14 protein-coding genes are annotated in these 16,968 nt (G+C 55.5%); 9 read left to right on the top strand and 5 right to left on the bottom strand.

Translation table 11 applies throughout. The features are described 5' to 3' along the window. Window positions 1-17 precede the first annotated feature (17 nt). Window positions 18-1,058, bottom strand: coding sequence for a DUF1254 domain-containing protein (locus HKK54_RS27125; RefSeq protein WP_178121001.1), 1,041 nt, complete (start codon window positions 1,056-1,058; stop codon window positions 18-20). Window positions 1,059-1,073: 15 nt separating this feature from the next. Continuing rightward, entirely contained in the window at window positions 1,074-2,036 is a 963-nt protein-coding gene (locus tag HKK54_RS27120; RefSeq protein WP_202026879.1) for a SphA family protein, read from the bottom strand. A gap of 177 nt (window positions 2,037-2,213) precedes the next feature. On the opposite strand from HKK54_RS27120, the gene HKK54_RS27115 reads away from it, so the two are divergent. From HKK54_RS27115 to HKK54_RS27100, 4 genes are all read left to right on the top strand, one after another. Beyond that, window positions 2,214-2,906 (top strand): Crp/Fnr family transcriptional regulator, encoded by a 693-nt coding sequence (locus HKK54_RS27115; RefSeq protein ID WP_169388453.1) that lies wholly within the window; start codon window positions 2,214-2,216, stop codon window positions 2,904-2,906. Between the two features lie 278 nt (window positions 2,907-3,184). Then, window positions 3,185-3,511, top strand: coding sequence for a barstar family protein (locus HKK54_RS27110; RefSeq protein ID WP_169388452.1), 327 nt, complete (start codon window positions 3,185-3,187; stop codon window positions 3,509-3,511). Window positions 3,512-3,655: 144 nt separating this feature from the next. Further along, window positions 3,656-4,276, top strand: coding sequence for a tyrosine-type recombinase/integrase (locus HKK54_RS27105; protein ID WP_169388451.1), 621 nt, complete (start codon window positions 3,656-3,658; stop codon window positions 4,274-4,276). Between the two features lie 359 nt (window positions 4,277-4,635). Then, window positions 4,636-5,367 (top strand): MBL fold metallo-hydrolase, encoded by a 732-nt coding sequence (locus HKK54_RS27100; RefSeq protein WP_237151001.1) that lies wholly within the window; start codon window positions 4,636-4,638, stop codon window positions 5,365-5,367. A 24-nt stretch (window positions 5,368-5,391) separates the two neighbouring features. On the opposite strand, the gene HKK54_RS27095 is transcribed toward HKK54_RS27100, so the two are convergent. Beyond that, window positions 5,392-6,297: a LysR family transcriptional regulator gene (locus HKK54_RS27095; RefSeq protein WP_169388449.1), complete on the bottom strand. Its 906-nt coding sequence runs from the start codon at window positions 6,295-6,297 to the stop codon at window positions 5,392-5,394. Window positions 6,298-6,397: 100 nt separating this feature from the next. Here HKK54_RS27095 and HKK54_RS27090 point away from each other — a divergent pair, with 100 nt between their 5' ends. The 5 genes from HKK54_RS27090 to HKK54_RS27070 all read left to right on the top strand — a co-directional run bounded on the left by HKK54_RS27090 (window position 6,398) and on the right by HKK54_RS27070 (window position 10,626). Beyond that, on the top strand, window positions 6,398-7,267 hold the full coding sequence (locus tag HKK54_RS27090; RefSeq protein ID WP_169388448.1) for an MBL fold metallo-hydrolase: 870 nt from the start codon (window positions 6,398-6,400) through the stop codon (window positions 7,265-7,267). Window positions 7,268-7,286: 19 nt separating this feature from the next. Further along, the gene (locus HKK54_RS27085) at window positions 7,287-8,222 is read left to right on the top strand and encodes an alpha/beta hydrolase (RefSeq protein ID WP_169388447.1); all 936 of its coding nucleotides are present in this window, start codon (window positions 7,287-7,289) and stop codon (window positions 8,220-8,222) included. 251 nt (window positions 8,223-8,473) lie between these two features. Beyond that, on the top strand, window positions 8,474-9,058 hold the full coding sequence (locus tag HKK54_RS27080) for a hypothetical protein (protein ID WP_169388446.1): 585 nt from the start codon (window positions 8,474-8,476) through the stop codon (window positions 9,056-9,058). Between the two features lie 265 nt (window positions 9,059-9,323). Continuing rightward, window positions 9,324-9,509, top strand: a complete 186-nt coding sequence (tnpB, locus tag HKK54_RS34085) for an IS66 family insertion sequence element accessory protein TnpB (RefSeq protein ID WP_442962344.1) — start codon at window positions 9,324-9,326, stop codon at window positions 9,507-9,509. Window positions 9,510-9,522: 13 nt separating this feature from the next. Then, a complete protein-coding gene (locus HKK54_RS27070; RefSeq protein WP_169388444.1) occupies window positions 9,523-10,626 on the top strand; it encodes a hypothetical protein in 1,104 nt (367 codons plus the stop codon). A 209-nt stretch (window positions 10,627-10,835) separates the two neighbouring features. Here the strand turns inward: HKK54_RS27070 and HKK54_RS27065 are convergent, their stop codons facing one another. Next, complete coding sequence (locus HKK54_RS27065; RefSeq protein ID WP_169388443.1) at window positions 10,836-16,391, bottom strand: DEAD/DEAH box helicase; 5,556 nt, start codon at window positions 16,389-16,391, stop codon at window positions 10,836-10,838. Next, complete coding sequence (locus HKK54_RS27060) at window positions 16,391-16,918, bottom strand: hypothetical protein (protein ID WP_169388442.1); 528 nt, start codon at window positions 16,916-16,918, stop codon at window positions 16,391-16,393. Before HKK54_RS27060 ends, HKK54_RS27065 begins: the two co-directional genes overlap by 1 nt. Between the last annotated feature and the right edge of the window lie 50 nt (window positions 16,919-16,968).

Genomic DNA, 16,968 nt, shown 5'->3' with positions numbered 1-16,968 from the left:
TGCGCTCCTTGTGATATTCAGGGAGTGTGAGGGGTCGCTTCCCGGGCAATCCGGGCAGTCGGGAATGACCAGCTTGCGTCGAGGATTTCAGGGCTGGGCAGGTACAGCCGGACCATGTAGTTCCAACCGTCTGTGATCGGGATGCAGTTGCTGGTGGTGGCACCACAGCCGCCGAACCGAACACGCACTGTGCCGTCGGCCTGGCGGGCAGCTCCAATGCTGTTGAGCGTGTAGGTTTGCAACGCATTCTTTTTGAAGTAGCCGTTTTTGTCGTAGACACTGATCGACCAGAAGCCCTTTACCGGTACGTCCTTGATGTCGAGGACGTACGGTGTCTTGCCGTCGTTGTGTGCCACGGACACATTCAAGTACGTTGCCTCCGTATCAGGATTCCCACCCCATCCGAATGCACTGCCAAGCAGATGGCGCACCGGATTGACTTGCTCTTGCGTGCCGAACATACCGCGCGTATCCGGCAGCTTCGCAGCGAGGGCCAGCAGGTGCTGCCTTATCTCGTCTTGTGAGCGGTGGTTCCAGTCGGGAATGCTGAAGGTGCCGGGCTGCGCTTGCTCAAGGCTCAATTGATCTTGCAGGGCATGCACGGCTGTCATGTCTGCTGGGTTCTTGGGATCGACCAGGATTCGTACACCGATCAATGCATAGCGGGTGCCCATGTCCTGGCGGGTGAGCGTATAGCGGCCAGGTTCGTGAAGCAGGGCCGCGGTGTAGTGGTCCTCGTTGATGACCTGCACAGACAAAAAACGCCCATGGGCGTGCGGCACGTTCAACACAACTGGCCCTGCGTCCATATCCACTACGGCCGATGAGTACAACGTGTCACGGTTCAAACGGATGATGATTTGCTTGTCGATGGCGGGGAATTCCCGACTATGTTTGAACTTGGCGAACCCTCCATCCCTCACCACACGGCTGAAATACAGATCGCTTTCGGCACGGACGAAATTATCCGGCGTCACGCCGATCGGCGCGGCAAGCGAGGCGTCAACACTGCCCATGGCAAGCGTTGTGGCCAATAGAAGGCGTGCTGTGATTGTCATTGAGTTGTTCCTGAATCAGCCGGATGTCAGTGCAAAGGCGAACGTTATAAACAGGCTGTCGCTACTGGCACGGTTTTGCACAGACAGTTCATGGAAATACTTCAGTCGCACGGTGACAGGTCGCTTGCCCGAAAACGTATAACTGGTGCTGGCGCCAAGGGCCGTGGCGCGGCCCTTGAAATCTCCCAGCAATGCCCCCGCGCCGCTGTCTCCGGTCAACTGGCGGTAGTGATAGCCGATCAGTCCCACTGACTGTTGGGGTGAGAGGTATTGCGTTGCTGACCATTCCAGGTGCAACTCGTTACCACTCTGATAGCGGGTGGCGTCATTGCTGCCATTGAAGGTCACACCTGCAGAAGCGGACAGATCGCGGCCGTTCTCGGTATCCAGCCATGTGCCTGACGTACTGGTGTCAACGCCCCAACGGTTGTAGGCCAGATTGGCCAAGCGCCCTTCGCGGTAATCGCCCACCGGCACGTTGACCGACAGGCCCGTTTGCCAATGGAACTTACCCTCCGACCAGGCCAGGCTGCCGCCTACGGTCGGGTCGCCAACCGTGGCGATATCGTCAGTACGTGGGCGGCTGACCCCGGGGCCGCCAAAGGGACCTTGCGCTTGCACCTGCGCCTCAAGCTTTTTGTAGCCGATCGGAAGCGTAACGTTCAGCCCCACGCGCCCCCCGCCCAGTTGCCAGGGCGTGGACCACAGCAAGGTCGACAGGTTGACCAGAGCAGTCGCATCGATCCCCGCTGCCACTCGCCCGCCTGTGGGCAGCTCGTGTTCACCCCCGAGGGTGCCGCGATAGAGGTAGATATCATTTTGGTAATACACCCCTTCGGCGGGGAGTATGCCGGCGCCGGGGCTCTTCATGCCGAGCAGATAAACCCCGGCGGCTCCTTCTACGGCGTGTACGTTGGGTATTTCCATCAAACTGCCCGCCAGCACCGCGGCGGCGACCATTGCCTGTCGATTCAGCATTACTGCGCTCTCAATAAATGCCGCCACGTTCGGCGTGCCTGTCGGCAGTGAGCGGTGACGTTGTGCGTCTTGATTTGGGGCTTCATCATAGAGAGATAGCCGTCGGCCGATTGTTCAGAATCGAACAGTCTTAACGACATCGTCTACCTGCGAGCCAGGGGATTCAGGGGAAGAAAAATGGCGACGCAACGGAAACTTGTCGATCAATTGATGTGCCAAAGTGGCTGGCTTGCTGCTCAACCGCAGCCGTTCCAGTTGGCCGTTCTGAAGTGCGCAAAACTGATGTCTTTCGAGCCGGGTGAAATCGTTTATCGGATGGGCGATCCGCTGGGGGGAATCTACGGGCTGGTATCGGGCGTAGTGACGATAGATACGGCTCCGCCCGGTGAACCGCAACGATTGGTGCAGGTAGGCATGCCGGGCTCCTGGACGGGCGAGGGATGTTTTCTTTCCCGCCAACCACGACGCCTGACGTTACAGGCGCGCACCCACACGTGGATGTTGCATCTTCCGTTGGCCGCCATGGACGAAATCGCCCTGGCAGAGCCCAATGCCACTCGCTGTTTTTCACAAATCCTGATGGCCACAGTGGACGTCTTGATGCAGATCGTTCATGACCTGCAGATTCCCAACGCAGCGCGCAGGATTGCTTCAACGCTGAGCCGTATCGCCTCCGTAAGCCCACAGGGGATTCCACTATCACAGGCAGAAATTGGCGTGATGGCTAATGCTTCCCGAGTCCAGGTGAACTCAGTCCTTGGGCGTTTCACCGAGAAGGGCTGGATAAGCTCTGCTTACCGCACAATCACCATCTTGGACGCGCGCGCACTGACAGCCTATGCACGTGCGGGAGACGAACGCTGTTCTTGATTCACCGTAGCGCCCACCCTCGGTCGATTGGCTGCTTTGGGTCGATTTCGGCCTGTTTCGACTGACTGATTTGGGTCGACAGCTACCGCTCACGACCGACGTCTGTGGGCCAAATAGCTGCCCTTCTCAGGGGGGCAGCAATCGGCCATAAATGGGCACTGGAACGTCATCTGTAGCGGATTAAGCCCTGGATTGCGCAAATATGCAGTCAGCAATTGACTTCACCTTGCGAGACCGCCATACCTGTTTTTTTCAATGTGGCGGAGGGTAATCTGACAATGGTGCGAGTGGATGCAAACCTGATAACTGACTGGCAAACATTTCACAGTGTTTTCGCAGAAAATTTCGGTTTCCCGAGCTTCTACGGCCGCAACATGGACGCCTGGGTTGATTGCCTTTCATACCTCGATGACCCCAGTGCAGAAATGTCGTCTATCCATGTACAAAGCGGACAACCGCTTTCATTGGTCATCGACAATGCCCAGAATTTCAAGCGTCGCTGTCCTGAACAATTTGAAGCGCTTGTGGAATGCGCAGCTTTTGTGAACTGGCGAGTGGTCGTTGCTGGCGGCACCCCACTCCTGGCGCTTGCTTTTAATGTTTAAGTGCTCGCCCATATCAATCGACAGGGGTGTTATCACCGACTGCGACAAGGTGAAAGTTGACCGTCCTGACAGGCTGCTATCGGCCGGTTAGCGACCGTCGCTCTGATTAGCCATCCTTGTCTTTCCACACGTGGAGGACTTGTCATGAACATCATCGCTACCTACGGCCGTCAGCCCTGGAACAAAGGAAAACTAGTCGGACAGAAAACCCCACTCCGACTGAGAGATATCTGGGCCATCCGAGTAAGGCTTCAAATTGCGGAAAGAACCCGAGACCTGGCTCTCTTCGATCTGGCCATCGACAGTAAGCTTCGAGCCTGCGATTTAACCAAGCTACGCGTGCGCGATGTTGCTCATGGCGAGCACGTATCATCACGAGCCATGGTGATGCAGCAGAAGACGCAGCGGCCTGTGCAGTTTGAGATCACTGAGCAAACACGTTTTGCTCTTGCGGCCTGGATACATCAGGCACAACTACGCAGCGAGGACTGCCTTTTTCCTAGTCGGCTACATGCCTCAGACCATCTATCCACTCGTCAATACGCTCGTATCGTCAAAGGCTGGGTGAAAGCAGTAGGCCTTGATCCAGCCATGTATGGCACTCACACAATGAGACGTACGAAGGCATCACTAATCTATCGCAGAACGAAGAACCTACGGGCGGTTCAGTTGCTGCTCGGTCATACGAAGCTGGAGAGCACTGTTCGATATCTGGGAATTGAGGTCGATGACGCCCTGGAGATGGCGGAACAGACTGAGGTTTGATCACGCATAGCGGCGGTCGAAGTCAGGCCGTCGCTAACCGGCCACAAGCGGCCTATGAAAATATCTACGAGACTCGGGACTATTCAGCTTAATCGGCACCCACTCAAAGCGCTTATACCCCATATGCTGAATTTGGATTTCAACGTCCCGCGCAAGCGCGATAGCCTCCTCAGGCATCCGAAGTCACCTTCTTCCCGCCAGAGACCACCACCATGCTTAAACCCTTGGCTTTTGCCGTGTTGTCAGCCATCACTTGCTCAGTGGCCTTCGCGCAAACAGACCCAGCAGACGGCCCCGCCGCCCATAGTTTCACTTTCGGCTCACTGACGATCACCGCACTACGTGACAAAGTGCACAGCATGCATAACGACGGCAAGGTGTTCGGCAGCACCCAGGGCACCCAGGCGGTTGCCGGAGTATTGGCGGCAGCGGGCGCCCCTACCGATCAGATCACCCTGGGCATCGATGCGCTGCTGGTCAAGGACGGCCAGCACACGGTGCTGCTCGACACCGGCCTGGGCCCAAGCGCTCAAGGCGTTTTGATCCCGAGCCTGGCCAAGGCCGGCTATACGCCCGAACAGATCACCGATGTGCTGATCACCCACGTGCACAGCGACCATATCGGCGGCCTGGCGACAGCCGAGGGCAAACAAGCCTTTCCAAAGGCGGTGGTACGGATTTCCAGCCCGGACTGGAAATGGGTCCAGACTCAGCCGGAGCTGGCGGACTTGATCAGGATCATCACCCCTCAGGTGAAGACTTTCACGCCGGGCGACAGCGTGGCCCCGGGCATTCGCTCCGTGCCGCTCAAGGGCCATACGCCGGGGCATGTGGGGTATCAGATCGAATCCGGCAAAAACCGTGTACTGGACGTGGGTGACCTGGTGCACAGCTCGATCATTTCACTGGCCAAGCCTGACTGGGCGATCACCTTTGACAATGATGAAGACGAGGGCGTGAAGATTCGTCGTGCAGAACTGACGAAACTGGCCGCCAGCCACGAGACCATTTTCGCCACGCACTTTCCGTTCCCCGGCATCGGCACAATCGCAGCCGAGGGTGATCACTTCATCTGGCAACCGGCCAAGTAAACAACTCCGTTGGAGCGCCGCGGCTCAGGGCCGGGCCGCGGCCTCCAGCATGGTGCGCAGCCAGCAGTGGCCTGCGTCCTTGTCGAACCGTGAATGCCACGCTGCATACAAGCTGTAGCGCCGCACCCCCACCGGCAACGGGAAAGACTCTAGGGTTTCGGCATACCGCGCCAGGAACTGAGCCGGCAACGTACACACCAGATCCGTCGCCTGCAGCATCACCGGCACCAGGCGGTAGTACTGCACCGAAACGCCCACTCGCCGGCTGCACCCCAGCTTCGCCAACGCCTCATCCACAAACCCGTAAAAGCCCCCGCCATCACCCGATACAATCACGTGCTCAAGCTGCGTGTACTGCTCCAGCGACAATGGCCCCGCACCGCGCGGGTGGCCGATGCGCTGGGCCATCCTGAATTCCTCTTCAAGCAACGGCTGCTGAGAGGCTTTGGCCACCGAGTCTTTGCCGGTCAGAGCCACATCGACTTCGCCGTTCTCCATCTGTTCGGCGAGCCTAGCCTTATCAAGGCTACGAAAGGCAAAGCGAATGCCCTGGCAGCCGGCTTCACGCGTCAGCTGAATCAAACGCGGCCCGATGATGGCGCCGCCGTTGTCGTTGGCGGCAATGCAAAACGTTCGGTCGGCGGTCAGCGGGTCGAACTCGGGCGTGTGGTTGATCACGTCTTCCAGCGCCTGCAAGGCCAGGCGCAACGGCTCCTGCAACCGCGCGCCGTGCGGGGTCAGGATCATGCCCTTGCCCGACAGCGCCGGGGTGAGCAACGGGTCGCCAAACAAGTCACGCAACCTCGATAGTTGCGCCGACAGCGCCGGCTGGCTGATGGCCAAGCGTGCGGCCGCGCGGGTCACGTTGCGCTCATCGAGCAAGGTGCTTAGGGAGGCCAGCAACGCCAGATTATGGCCGGTGATATTCATGACGGTTATGCCCCGTATCCCAAGAGTCGATTTCACGGTGGAGGGGATGCTGTATAGCATTTTCACCCATCAACCGGTTACAGCCAGGAGGTCAAACCCCATGCACACTTACCATTTCGGCAACGTTTCAGTGACGCGAGTGACCGAACAACGCGGTCCCGGATTTGCCCCCGAAGCGCTGTACCCCGACTGGGATCCCCTGGCGCTGGAACAGCATCACCGCCTCATGGTGCCGGACTGCTTCGACCCGCAATTGAATCGTTTTATCGCCAGCATCCATACCTGGGTGGTCAAGACACCACATCACACCATCCTGGTCGACAGCTGCGCCGGCAACCACAAGGAACGCCCGGGCATGCCGCGCTTTCATCAACAGCAACTGCCGTTTCTTGAGCGCCTGCTCGAAGCGGGCGTGACGCCCGAGTCGGTGGACTACGTAATGTGCACGCACCTGCACGCCGACCACTGCGGCTGGAACACGCGCCTGATCGATGGGCGCTGGGTGCCGACGTTTCCAAACGCCAAGTACGTTTTTTCCCGCGCGGAACATGAGTACTGGCTCGACCAGATAGGCCAGGACAGCTTCAACGCCAACGTGTTTGAAGACAGCGTGCTGCCGGTGATTGAGCAGGGCCAGGCGCAAATCGTCGATAACGAGGGCCTGATCGGCGACGCCTTGCTGATTCATCCCACGCCGGGCCACAGCGTCGGACATCTGGCCATCGAACTGGTGCACCGCGCCCAAGGGGCCATTTTCAGCGGCGACATCATGCACCAACCCCTGCAGGTGTTCCGCCCCGAGTGGAACAGCTGTTTTTGCAGCCACCCACAACAGGCGCGAGCCTCACGTCACTGGTTGCTGGAACAGGCCGCCGGGCGCGGCCTGACCGTGTTCACCAGCCACTTCGCCAAAACTTCGGCAGGCCTTGTGACCGAAGCGAACGGCCAGTTCGACTGGCGTTTTATCTGACTTGATCGGGAGCAACTCAATGACAGCACTTACCTGTACCGAATTCATGATCCCCAGTGGTACGCCAGGCATCGAACTGTACGTACGCAACAAACGGCGCTCGGACATGGCCGACTGGTCGGGCGAAAAAACCGTGCTGTTCGTCGCAGGTTCTACCTATCCAGCGTCGAGCACGTTTGACCTGCCACTTGATGGCCAGTCCTGGATGGACCAACTGGCGCAACAGGGTTATGACACCTACCTGGTGGACGTGCGCGGGTATGGCCGCTCCAGCAAACCCGCAGAGCTTGCACAACCCGCTGCAGACAACCCACCGGTGGTACGCACACCGGTTGCAACCGGCGATGTCGCCACGGCCGCGGCTTTTGTGCGCAAACGCAACGGAGTCAGCCGTATCAACTTGATTGGCTGGTCGTGGGGCACCTCGTTGATGGCGAACTATACTGCCGAGCACAACGACGAGGTGGTCAAGTTGGTGCTGGTGGCGCCGCAATGGATTCGCGATACCCCGAGCCTGGCCGACAGCGGCGGCGCACTGGGGGCCTACCGAATCGTCAACCGCAGCGAGGCCAAGGCGCGCTGGCTCAATGGCGTACCCGCCGAACGCCACGAAGCCGTACTGCCCGAAGCCTGGTTTGAAGCCTGGGCCGTCGCTACCTTCGGCCCCGGCGAAACACAGATCAAGGCCCCTAACGGTACTGTACAAGACAGTCGCGAATTCTGGGCCGCCGGACGTTCACTATACGATCCGGCCATGATCAGGGTGCCGGTGCTGATCGTGCATGCCGACGGTGACCGTGACTGTCCGCTGGAGATGTCCCGTACGGTGTTTTCAAAACTGATCAATGCCGTCTACCGGCGCTGGGTGGAAATCGGCGAAGGCACACACAGCGTGTTTATGGAGCGCAATCGCTGGCAGGTAATTGGAGCAGTGCGCCAGTTCTTAGATGAGTGAGTCTCCCCGGTTTTCCTGGATATGCCGAAGTCTCGAAAAGGTGCAGGCTAAGAAGGTTCAATCAGTCCGTTCATGTCCGAAAACTGCCCCCTGTGAGGGGCAGTTTTGGGTCGTTTTCTGCCGGTCGCCACAGGCTGCAAACGGCCATTACCGTATAGAGTTGAGGCATACAACGCATACTTTTAACTATCAACTTCAGCGGACTGCCTCTGACATCTGCTGAACTGAAATTTTAGGCTTTCAGGATCTTTATGAGACCTCACTCACTAAGCACTGCATTCATTACTGAAAATGCGTTTCAACTCGTCGCTTGGAGCGCCGGCGCCAAAGAAGCTCAGCGCCATTTTGTCGATAGCGATGACCCTAGCGCATGGGGAGCTACAAAACCGCACTACGTTTACCGTTTGCAAACTACAATCAGCGAGCTGTTGGTCGTAACTGCAACAAAGATAAGAATTCTCCAGGATTCGCTGAGCGAGCTAATTTTTGATCCAGGGGAGATGGCAAAGGTTGACGCTAACGTCTCGGGACAGCACCCATCGGCGTATCTGACGAACAGCCAGGTCAACCTCTCGATCCGTGAGACATGCAACAAGATTATCCACGCGACATCAGTGGCATTCGTAATGCGAAACGCAGATGGACTGATGGAAGAGTTTGCATACTGGTCAGAGGACCTCGCAGGTTTTTGGTTCAGTGGAGAGGTTCGCCTTAAAGGCGAAAACAGAGGTAAGGAGTGGGAAGTTTTACTTAACCCTGCCAAATTTGGCGTCTGTATTGTCGACTACATCAATGAATTAGAATCGGATCATGAGATTCATAGGGCATGGGAATAAAAATCAACAGGTCATTCCAACCGACGATATCGAAATGTCGCTACTGAAAGGTTTCTGCTTTCCGCGAAGAGCATTTAGGTGGGGCGCTAGCTGTCGTCGCGAGGCAGCTAGCGATCAAAAGCATCTAGGGCTATGGCGGTTTTGTGTCCTTATACAGCTGCTGGTGCTGATGAGCTGATGTGGCTGCTGACTCACAGTGCGGCACCGACGCGCTGTACTTATATGTTCGCCAACCGCTGCACCAATCGAATGACAGTGCGGGTAAATTACGAATTTTGGCATATGGCTGGTGGCGCGCCGGTTGAACCAGGGCAAATTCCACTGGCCTGGCATTCGACATGGTTCTGAGATGGAACTGGATACCGAGCAACTTCAGGCGCGGCGTAAAGAATGCATTCCTACAACTGGGTCGGCTTACGTGGACGGCGGGGCTTCATGCTTGAGGTTATAGTCGGGCGGTTTATATGCTTCTAAACTACCAGCACAGTGCCGATCTCTACGCGAACACGGGTACGAAGCCACAAAATACAACGTACTTAACTGTAAAAATGCAACAAAATTGGATCCTGTGGCATGATCACGACTATCGATTAGTCACGTTTCGGTCCGCCTGCATGTACGAAGATACACCCTCTGGCCTGGTGCTCCCGTCGCATATTCTGCAGCTTCCGATGCAGGGAATTATTAAGATAGCTCCGACTGCTATCAACGTTATGGATCAAAACTTCAACGAAGAAGATCGTTATAGTTTGCTCACCATGCTGTACCGCGATGTTACCCAGCAGGACGCGATGGTGACTGGCAATGCATTTGTCACGATGGGCACCAAGCTGTGGTTCACCAGCAAGCAATCTGAACCATCGTTTAAAGGATTGGTTTTTGAGGCCTACTTGGCCAGGATGTGCCGCGATGATCCAGTTTCAATTGGCCGCAAGGTTTTCGCTTGGTGCACGAACCGAAAGCCCGGCAAAGCCCTGGATGATCTGTATGCCAAATACATACCATTTGTGACAGTAGACAAGAGTTTCGTGCGTAATCGTGCGACTGCATGGCTCTACAACACTGCCAGCTGTTTTGATGTCCAGTTCTACCGAATTAACGATGAGGGTTTAGCAGAGGTGGCCAACCAGGCTAATAGCAATACTCCCGCTGGAGTGCAGGTGAAGGCCATCACAGGCAATGAGCAGAAAGAAATAATTGAACCCATGCGCTCCAATCGATACCACCGCGTTCTCACGGTCCTCAAGCATGCAAGCGGAGAGCATTCTTATGATGCTTGCTTGAGGTTGCTTACCTCGATGCACAAGTCCGGTAGCATCACGGCAGATGAATATCACGATGTCGTCTCACGTTTGGCCAGGCCCGAGCAGTTGGGTCTTAATCAACAGGATGTCGATCAATACAGTCACTATCTGAGTTCGCTGTACAGGACCGGGGGTATCATGGACCAAAATGTGTCTGAGGCCATTACCTTGGAGGTATCTAACAATTTGCACGCGAGCGAAGGTGGGATTCTGGTACCGGCAACTCAAGACATAATTCTTCACGCGAAGCAGATCCTCCATTGAGGCCTGGTCATGGGCTGAGGGATGATCGGAGGTGAGTCGGTGATTCGGGAGGTGAGAGCTGGATTGCCGCACGGAAAATCTCGATAGCCAAACTACCCTACTAGACACTCGATTTGCGAAAAACACCTAGAGATTTGGAGAAAACACTTCAGCCAACCACATTTACCGTGATCGGCCGAAGAGTCTTCCCAGTCCCTGCATATTTGGCTCTAACTGCCAAGAAAGCCCTGTCGAACCTTCAAGTGCGCTCCGGGCAAATCTGATCTGAGCAAGTATTCATTCAATGCAACATGTCCATTCACCCCAACAGCGGTCGCAACGGGGTGAATAAACTCCGGTGTGTTAATCAACCCAGGATAACAACCAACGGCGACACGCCGACCATTGCGTTCCACAAGCAATGGCATTGAATCATCGTCTAGCGACGTGCATCGGTATCCGTCTAGCTCAAGACTTGCGCGCAACTGGGACAAAGTCAAAGCCTGCCCCTCAGGAGATGAACACACCGGCTCCTCACCCAATATGGCATATCGCAGCAGCATAGCCCCCAGATGTCTATCAAGACGTTTTTGAAGGTGTTGGTTGTGAAAATGGTTTAAGCATTCCGTGCAAGACGTTTCGCAAGTGCAACCCTCTAACAGATCAATGCTTGCTTCTAATATTTCTGGCAGGTGCCTTGCCGCGATCTCAGCATAACCAGCACCTCCTGCAAGGGTGTCATACAGGAAAACTTCTAACATGCGAGCCTCATCCTGTAGGGCGGGCTCTATCCTAAAGCCCGAACCAAACTCCGCAGGGTCAAGGTCCAGTTGTCTATGACGACTAGCCGCGAGTCGAAGAGCCTCCGCAACGGTGTGCAACGCATCTTCAAGCATCTGCAACACCACGATGTCCACCGTATTCGTCGCGAGCGGCTCACCGATTCTCAACCTTAGCAGCAGCAGATCAGTCTTAAAATCATGGCCGAGAAGCACCTTAGCAAAATGTCCAGAGCAGGTCAGTGGCGTACCTTTTGGCCCGAGAAGTTTATAGGGCCTATCATGAATGCCGACCGAGGATTGCTGGTCATAAACTGAAGCATGCCCGCACTCAACACAGACCGAAAACCCTCCCTGCTCTGCCCCCTCTCTGCCGCGGTTAACGGTTACCAGGGTTTGATCAGTTGCATGGGTGTAGCTTGCATTGGGACCGAGATCAAGGAATAAGAAGTTCTCCGGATCCACTGCTTGGGGGAATTGGGCCATCGTCGCGAACGTAATTTCCTGCTCGCGATCATCCTCCGGCAAGTCGTCAGCCCGCTCTGGCCCAAATACTTGAGGAAGAATCATCCTCTCCTCCGTCAACTCTCCATTACATACAGGGCAGATGCCGCCATTGCCTCCTGCTCCTGGTTTATTGGGATTTCGAACGAAGGAGCAAGATTTGCAGTGGACGTGAGGCTTAGCGCTCTCGAACAGTGGTGCCGCGCGGTTTACGGCATGGGAAGGTAGATCAGCAAACACCCCCCCTGACCTGTAGGTTTTGCGGTCGATGACAATCAATCGTCCCGGCGCATATTCGCTCAATGCTTTAGCAATAGATTGCTGCGGGCGCTGAAGCGTTTGAACATCCCACATTCCATTTACCTTGGATAGCTTTTCGACAAGAAAGCTGCACAAACTGGTCGGGAAAGCATAACTAGGCAACAAGCCATGAAAGAACAAAAATTCCAGCAACTCCTTCTGCTCAATGACAGGTTCCGGAGTGACGCCATCCGTCGCCTCCTCATCTGACTCCTCCCTGTCATCTAGCTCAACGCCATTTATCGCGGACATCTCCCGCGGAAGTTCCTCAGCTAACTCCCGCAACTGCCGGATGAGCGTCACAGCGGTATCAACCAGCCACTCAATCGAGCTAAGCCCCCTAGTGTCTAAGCTGGGGGGAAGCCACGCGAGAATTGAGGACTTGAGAGGCGCCTGGTCGTCAGTAACTTTTCGCGAAACCCAGGATTCAAAGCTGTCGAGATTTAGACCTATGTCACGATTTCCAAAAAAGAAATCCTGCGTGGTGCCAAGGGCCTTCTGCAGCAGAGATGTCTTTTCGACGGAAATGTTGGGCGTTTGCGCCATAACTTCATGGAAGAACGTCTGAAACAAATAAGCGTGAACATGCCTGCGCGCAATTTTTGCGTTATCGACCTTGATCTCGGGAGTACGCGGTGGACCAGCAACAATAAGGGTCGGATGTAGAAAATAGTGGCTATCGTGAGGTCCGTTTTGTGAATAGGTGACGACAGTCGAAACCGAAGATCCCCTACGCCCAGCACGACCAGCACGCTGTTGGTAGTTCTCGCGCTGTGGCGGCACGTTTCTTAGCGCGACCGCGACTAACGAGCCAATATCAACGCCCACTTCCATCGTGGTAGTACAACTGAGTACATCAATTGGACGGTCGGTAGCATCGATAAGAACATCTTGAAATCTCAGCTCGTAGAGCTCAGTTGTTGCATGGACCTTGTTACGGTCTCGGTTCGACAACTGTGCCGTATGCTCCTCCACACTGAGATTGGAAAGCCGGGCGCCGGGTTGAAGAGCCTCCCACACCGGCTGCCTCCAGAAACCCTTACGAGCATTCACATAGGCACTCGTTGCAGGATCTACCGGAAGTGCGCTATCACTGCCGCAGGCTAGGCAAATTTTACCTGCCAATGAGAACGGCGTCAGCGCGGTGCACTGCGAGCATTGCGCCCACACGTGATCCAGATCCACGACCAGACTTAGGGAGTTTGGAGACAAGAACCATACACCGTTTTCTTCTTCCGCTAGGTGCTTGCGAAATGTCGCTTCGATGGAATCAAGTACCGTCTCTGTAACACCTAGATGGGCAACAAGTGGGCTTCTGAGCGGTTTATCAAACTTCCCAGTGCTACCCCATGGTTGCTTCGGATACCCGGCCGCTTTGTAGCGATAAGCTGAGTCTATGGTCTTATCGAACGCAAACTCCTGCAGCAAAGACTCGATCCAGCCAACGGTCAGAGCACGAAGGTCGTTATCCGAAAGCAAAATCCCTGCGGCACTTAATTCCTGCCTGATTTTTTTGAGCTTCTGGCCCGCGGGCTCGACAAAACCCACTGTTGTCCCAGTGAACGAGTAGTAACTGCTACACAGGAGCTTCAACAAGGCAATTTTATATCGAGAGGGTAACTCTTGGGGCAAGGAGTTTTGTTCAAAGGCTTCCGCCAATTCTGAATCGCAATCACGTTTGAAAAGCGCGATTGCGTCTTCCACCTTCCTCGCATCACCGCCATCAAAAATCGGCAAATCGAACTCGGTCAAAACCGCTAGGAATGCCATGTACAGTACCGAAGAGGGCCGCGGCTCTTTCGAGAGGTTGCTCAACTTGCTGCAAGCAAGCGCTATTGCTTGACGGAATACGTCAAGTTCAATGTCACGTGGAATATCTCGAGCCAGCCTCGCCGCTTTCTGTCGTCCGTCCGAAAAAATAAGAACTTTGCGACCAGCATTTGGATGCCTGGCATTGGCTACCCGGCTAGCCGGCTGTTTCGCCATCTGGGTACGAACCAACGTGGTGAACGGAGCCTCGCCTTTAGTGACGTGGTCCATGATTTTGGAAGGCTCGCCTCTAGCGTTCCTGATCCTGCGCGTGCACACCGGACAATTATCGAATGTGATGTCATCGCCAACCGCAGGTTTATCTGGCACGAGGACTTTCCGGAAACCCGCGTCAGGTGCCGGGCAGACGTCTGTCAAATTACCAGTGGCCATATGCAACCACATCTCCCTATGACGGCTGCGGGGGTGCGCAGCCTCTTCAACAAATATATCGATTGGCATAAGCGCCGTCGTCCCGCCGTCCGACAGAGGCCCGCTTGGCTGGTGCCACACGAACTTCATGTCTTCACTCACGTAACCTCGAACGAATGCAGCGCCGCAGTCTCGATGGGTGAGGAACTCAAAAACCCTAGATTTCGAGTCACAGGCACACTGGGTCGAAGGCTTGGTCTGAAAGCGGCCGAGCGTTGTCGGCCCGCTATGATCAGCCAGCCTACCCGAACAGTTCGGATCCACGCAGGCATATAGCCCAGGCAATCCGCGGAAAAATAGATGAAGGCGAGTCGGCAATAGCACTCGACCATCTGAAGCTCTCTGCGCGTGGCTCGCCAGGGCAAGGAGGGTATCAGTCGCTCTTTCGGCCTGTTGCGCGGGGCTTTCGCCGAAGAGCTTACGACTGAGCGTGCTTAGTTGCTCCGCCTTCCCTGATACCAATTCTATGAGCTTTTCCAGCGGACCGAAGCCACTGAGATTGTCGTACAGCCAATTGCGCAGCGCAGCATGATCATTATCAATAAACTGTTCCCATCCAAGTTGGGAACCTAGCGCCATCGCTGCCTTTGCTGCAGTTGGCAAATCATTGGCTACAGTCTGAAACGCGTCCAAATCGAATGTGGCTAAAGCATCGATCTGATCGGCAGTAACAGAGCGCTCATTTGACCGAGGTTCATGTGTTCCCAAGATAACTCTGAAGCTTCTTTCTGACTCCTCAAGCAAGCCAGTGAGATCGCGGGCAAACCGTTCACCGTCCGTTGTAGCGGTATCACCGCTGCCCAAACTAGCACTCGTCAGTATGCATCGCATGCGTTCTCGAGGAATATCGAGGCGTGCGCATAGACGACGAATCAAAAGCGCCACCTCAGCCCCGCCGGCGCCGCGGTACATGTGGGCCTCGTCGAGCACCAAGATGAATTCATTCCGAGCGTCGCTCTTCAACCAGTCCTTGGTTTGCTCAAAGATGTCACGCTCAATGGGGCGCATGAGCATATATTCGAGCATGGAATAGTTGGTGACGAGTAACTCAGGACATCGAGTCTGCATCTCATCACGAGTCATCAATTCGCGGTCACCGGACTGGGTTTTCAGACGTCCCTTCCAGTTCTTTGAAACAAATTCCTTCCCCGCCCGTTTTCCGGACGCATAAGTTTTAGTTTGAACGGAGTCATCTCCGTAGAAGCCAACCAAATCTTTGCTAGGCCAGCGTCCGATACGAACCAGATCACGCTGGACTGCAGGAGCATTCGCGACCTTTTTGTAGAATTGTTCAAATAGCGGCTTGATGAAACGCTCATCTCGATCCGCTGAACGGCGGCCGGGGTAAGGCGTTCGTCCGGTATAGCTGCCGAAACGGATCGGGGTCGTCCGTCCCTGTGTAAGGAGACTTGCCGCATCCGGATTACCCAAGATCCGGCGAATCCGTGCCATTTGGTCATTAACCAGTGCATTCATTGGGTACAGCAGCATGGCTCTGCAACCCGGCAGCGCCGCAGAGTCCGGTCGCTCCTCACCTTCTACCGCTAGCGTTCCAATGACCGGCATCAAAAAGCTCTCAGTTTTACCTGAACCGGTACCCGTTGCGATCACAAGGTCCGCAGCGTCCTTGCCAAGAAATGCGGCAAGTGCCTGCGACTGATGTTCATATGGACGTGGGTAGAGGCCTAGCCCCATCACCGACAGTTTACTCAGCACGGCAGATGCGGCCTGAGGGATTGGAAGAGCCTCGTAGGACTCACCGACTTTGTAGACCTGAGTCGCTTCAACATAAGGCTTTTGTGCGATGGTTTCGCTCGCCTGCAAGAGTGCATGACGTTCTCTGACCAGGCCCTCATCCCGAATATGGTATTGAGCCTCGATATATTGCCTCAAGCTGTCTGCCAGGCTCTTGGCTGTCTCATGCACACCAGTCGACTCAGCCGTCGTAGACGTCCCACTCATCAGATCCCTCCTTCCGCGCCTAGGCGCTCAACTAACTCAATACCCAGCCCATTTAGCGCGCTCCGCACGATTGGGAGCGCCTCAATAGGTATTACATATTGTCTCAACCCTGGATGCGAGCCCGGAGGAACGCCCATTTCCCAACCAATTAGAAGGGTCTTGGCTTCCGCCACGGGCAGTTTCCGGAACAGGCGTAGCTTCACAAATCCTTGAAAGGTCTCGGCCTCCACCGTCGTGGGGCGACCAATTTGTTGATCGAAATGAAAGCGAAGACGTCTGGCATCCTGCGCTTGAATCGAGGCCAGCCGCTGAAGTCGTCCTCGATAGAAAGCGCCTAAGAAATAACAGGTCAGGGGGCCGGCTTGGTACTTTGCCAAATGGGTGCCTTCAACGCCGGGCAGGTCAGTAATCCCAACCCATTTCAAGTTGAGATACACCATGACGTCTACCAAATTATCGGGAGGGGGGCCGAAGCGCTCGCTCACCTCACCGAGTAGCCTGGCGGACCATCTTTTCAACCCTTCCATTGGCGCACCAATCCAATCACTAGCATCACAGATATCGAGCCATCCTTCGC

It is taken from the genome of Pseudomonas sp. ADAK13 (assembly GCF_012935715.1).
Lineage (GTDB): Bacteria > Pseudomonadota > Gammaproteobacteria > Pseudomonadales > Pseudomonadaceae > Aquipseudomonas.
Note: the sequence above shows the minus strand (reverse complement) of the source record. Positions and strands in the feature narration are given on the sequence as shown.

Excerpts from the sequence above, each read along its gene's own strand:
- HKK54_RS27115 (WP_169388453.1), top strand. The coding sequence starts at position 2,214 with ATGGCGACGCAACGGAAACTTGTCGATCAATTGATGTGCCAAAGTGGC.
- HKK54_RS27120 (WP_202026879.1), bottom strand. The coding sequence starts at position 2,036 with ATGCTGAATCGACAGGCAATGGTCGCCGCCGCGGTGCTGGCGGGCAGT.
- HKK54_RS27090 (WP_169388448.1), top strand. The coding sequence starts at position 6,398 with ATGCACACTTACCATTTCGGCAACGTTTCAGTGACGCGAGTGACCGAA.
- HKK54_RS27110 (WP_169388452.1), top strand. The coding sequence starts at position 3,185 with ATGGTGCGAGTGGATGCAAACCTGATAACTGACTGGCAAACATTTCAC.
- HKK54_RS27105 (WP_169388451.1), top strand. The coding sequence starts at position 3,656 with ATGAACATCATCGCTACCTACGGCCGTCAGCCCTGGAACAAAGGAAAA.
- HKK54_RS27095 (WP_169388449.1), bottom strand. The coding sequence starts at position 6,297 with ATGAATATCACCGGCCATAATCTGGCGTTGCTGGCCTCCCTAAGCACC.
- HKK54_RS27070 (WP_169388444.1), top strand. The coding sequence starts at position 9,523 with ATGCTTCTAAACTACCAGCACAGTGCCGATCTCTACGCGAACACGGGT.
- HKK54_RS27085 (WP_169388447.1), top strand. The coding sequence starts at position 7,287 with ATGACAGCACTTACCTGTACCGAATTCATGATCCCCAGTGGTACGCCA.
- HKK54_RS27125 (WP_178121001.1), bottom strand. The coding sequence starts at position 1,058 with ATGACAATCACAGCACGCCTTCTATTGGCCACAACGCTTGCCATGGGC.
- HKK54_RS27065 (WP_169388443.1), bottom strand. The coding sequence starts at position 16,391 with ATGAGTGGGACGTCTACGACGGCTGAGTCGACTGGTGTGCATGAGACA.
- HKK54_RS27080 (WP_169388446.1), top strand. The coding sequence starts at position 8,474 with ATGAGACCTCACTCACTAAGCACTGCATTCATTACTGAAAATGCGTTT.
- HKK54_RS27100 (WP_237151001.1), top strand. The coding sequence starts at position 4,636 with ATGCATAACGACGGCAAGGTGTTCGGCAGCACCCAGGGCACCCAGGCG.
- HKK54_RS27060 (WP_169388442.1), bottom strand. The coding sequence starts at position 16,918 with ATGGAAGGGTTGAAAAGATGGTCCGCCAGGCTACTCGGTGAGGTGAGC.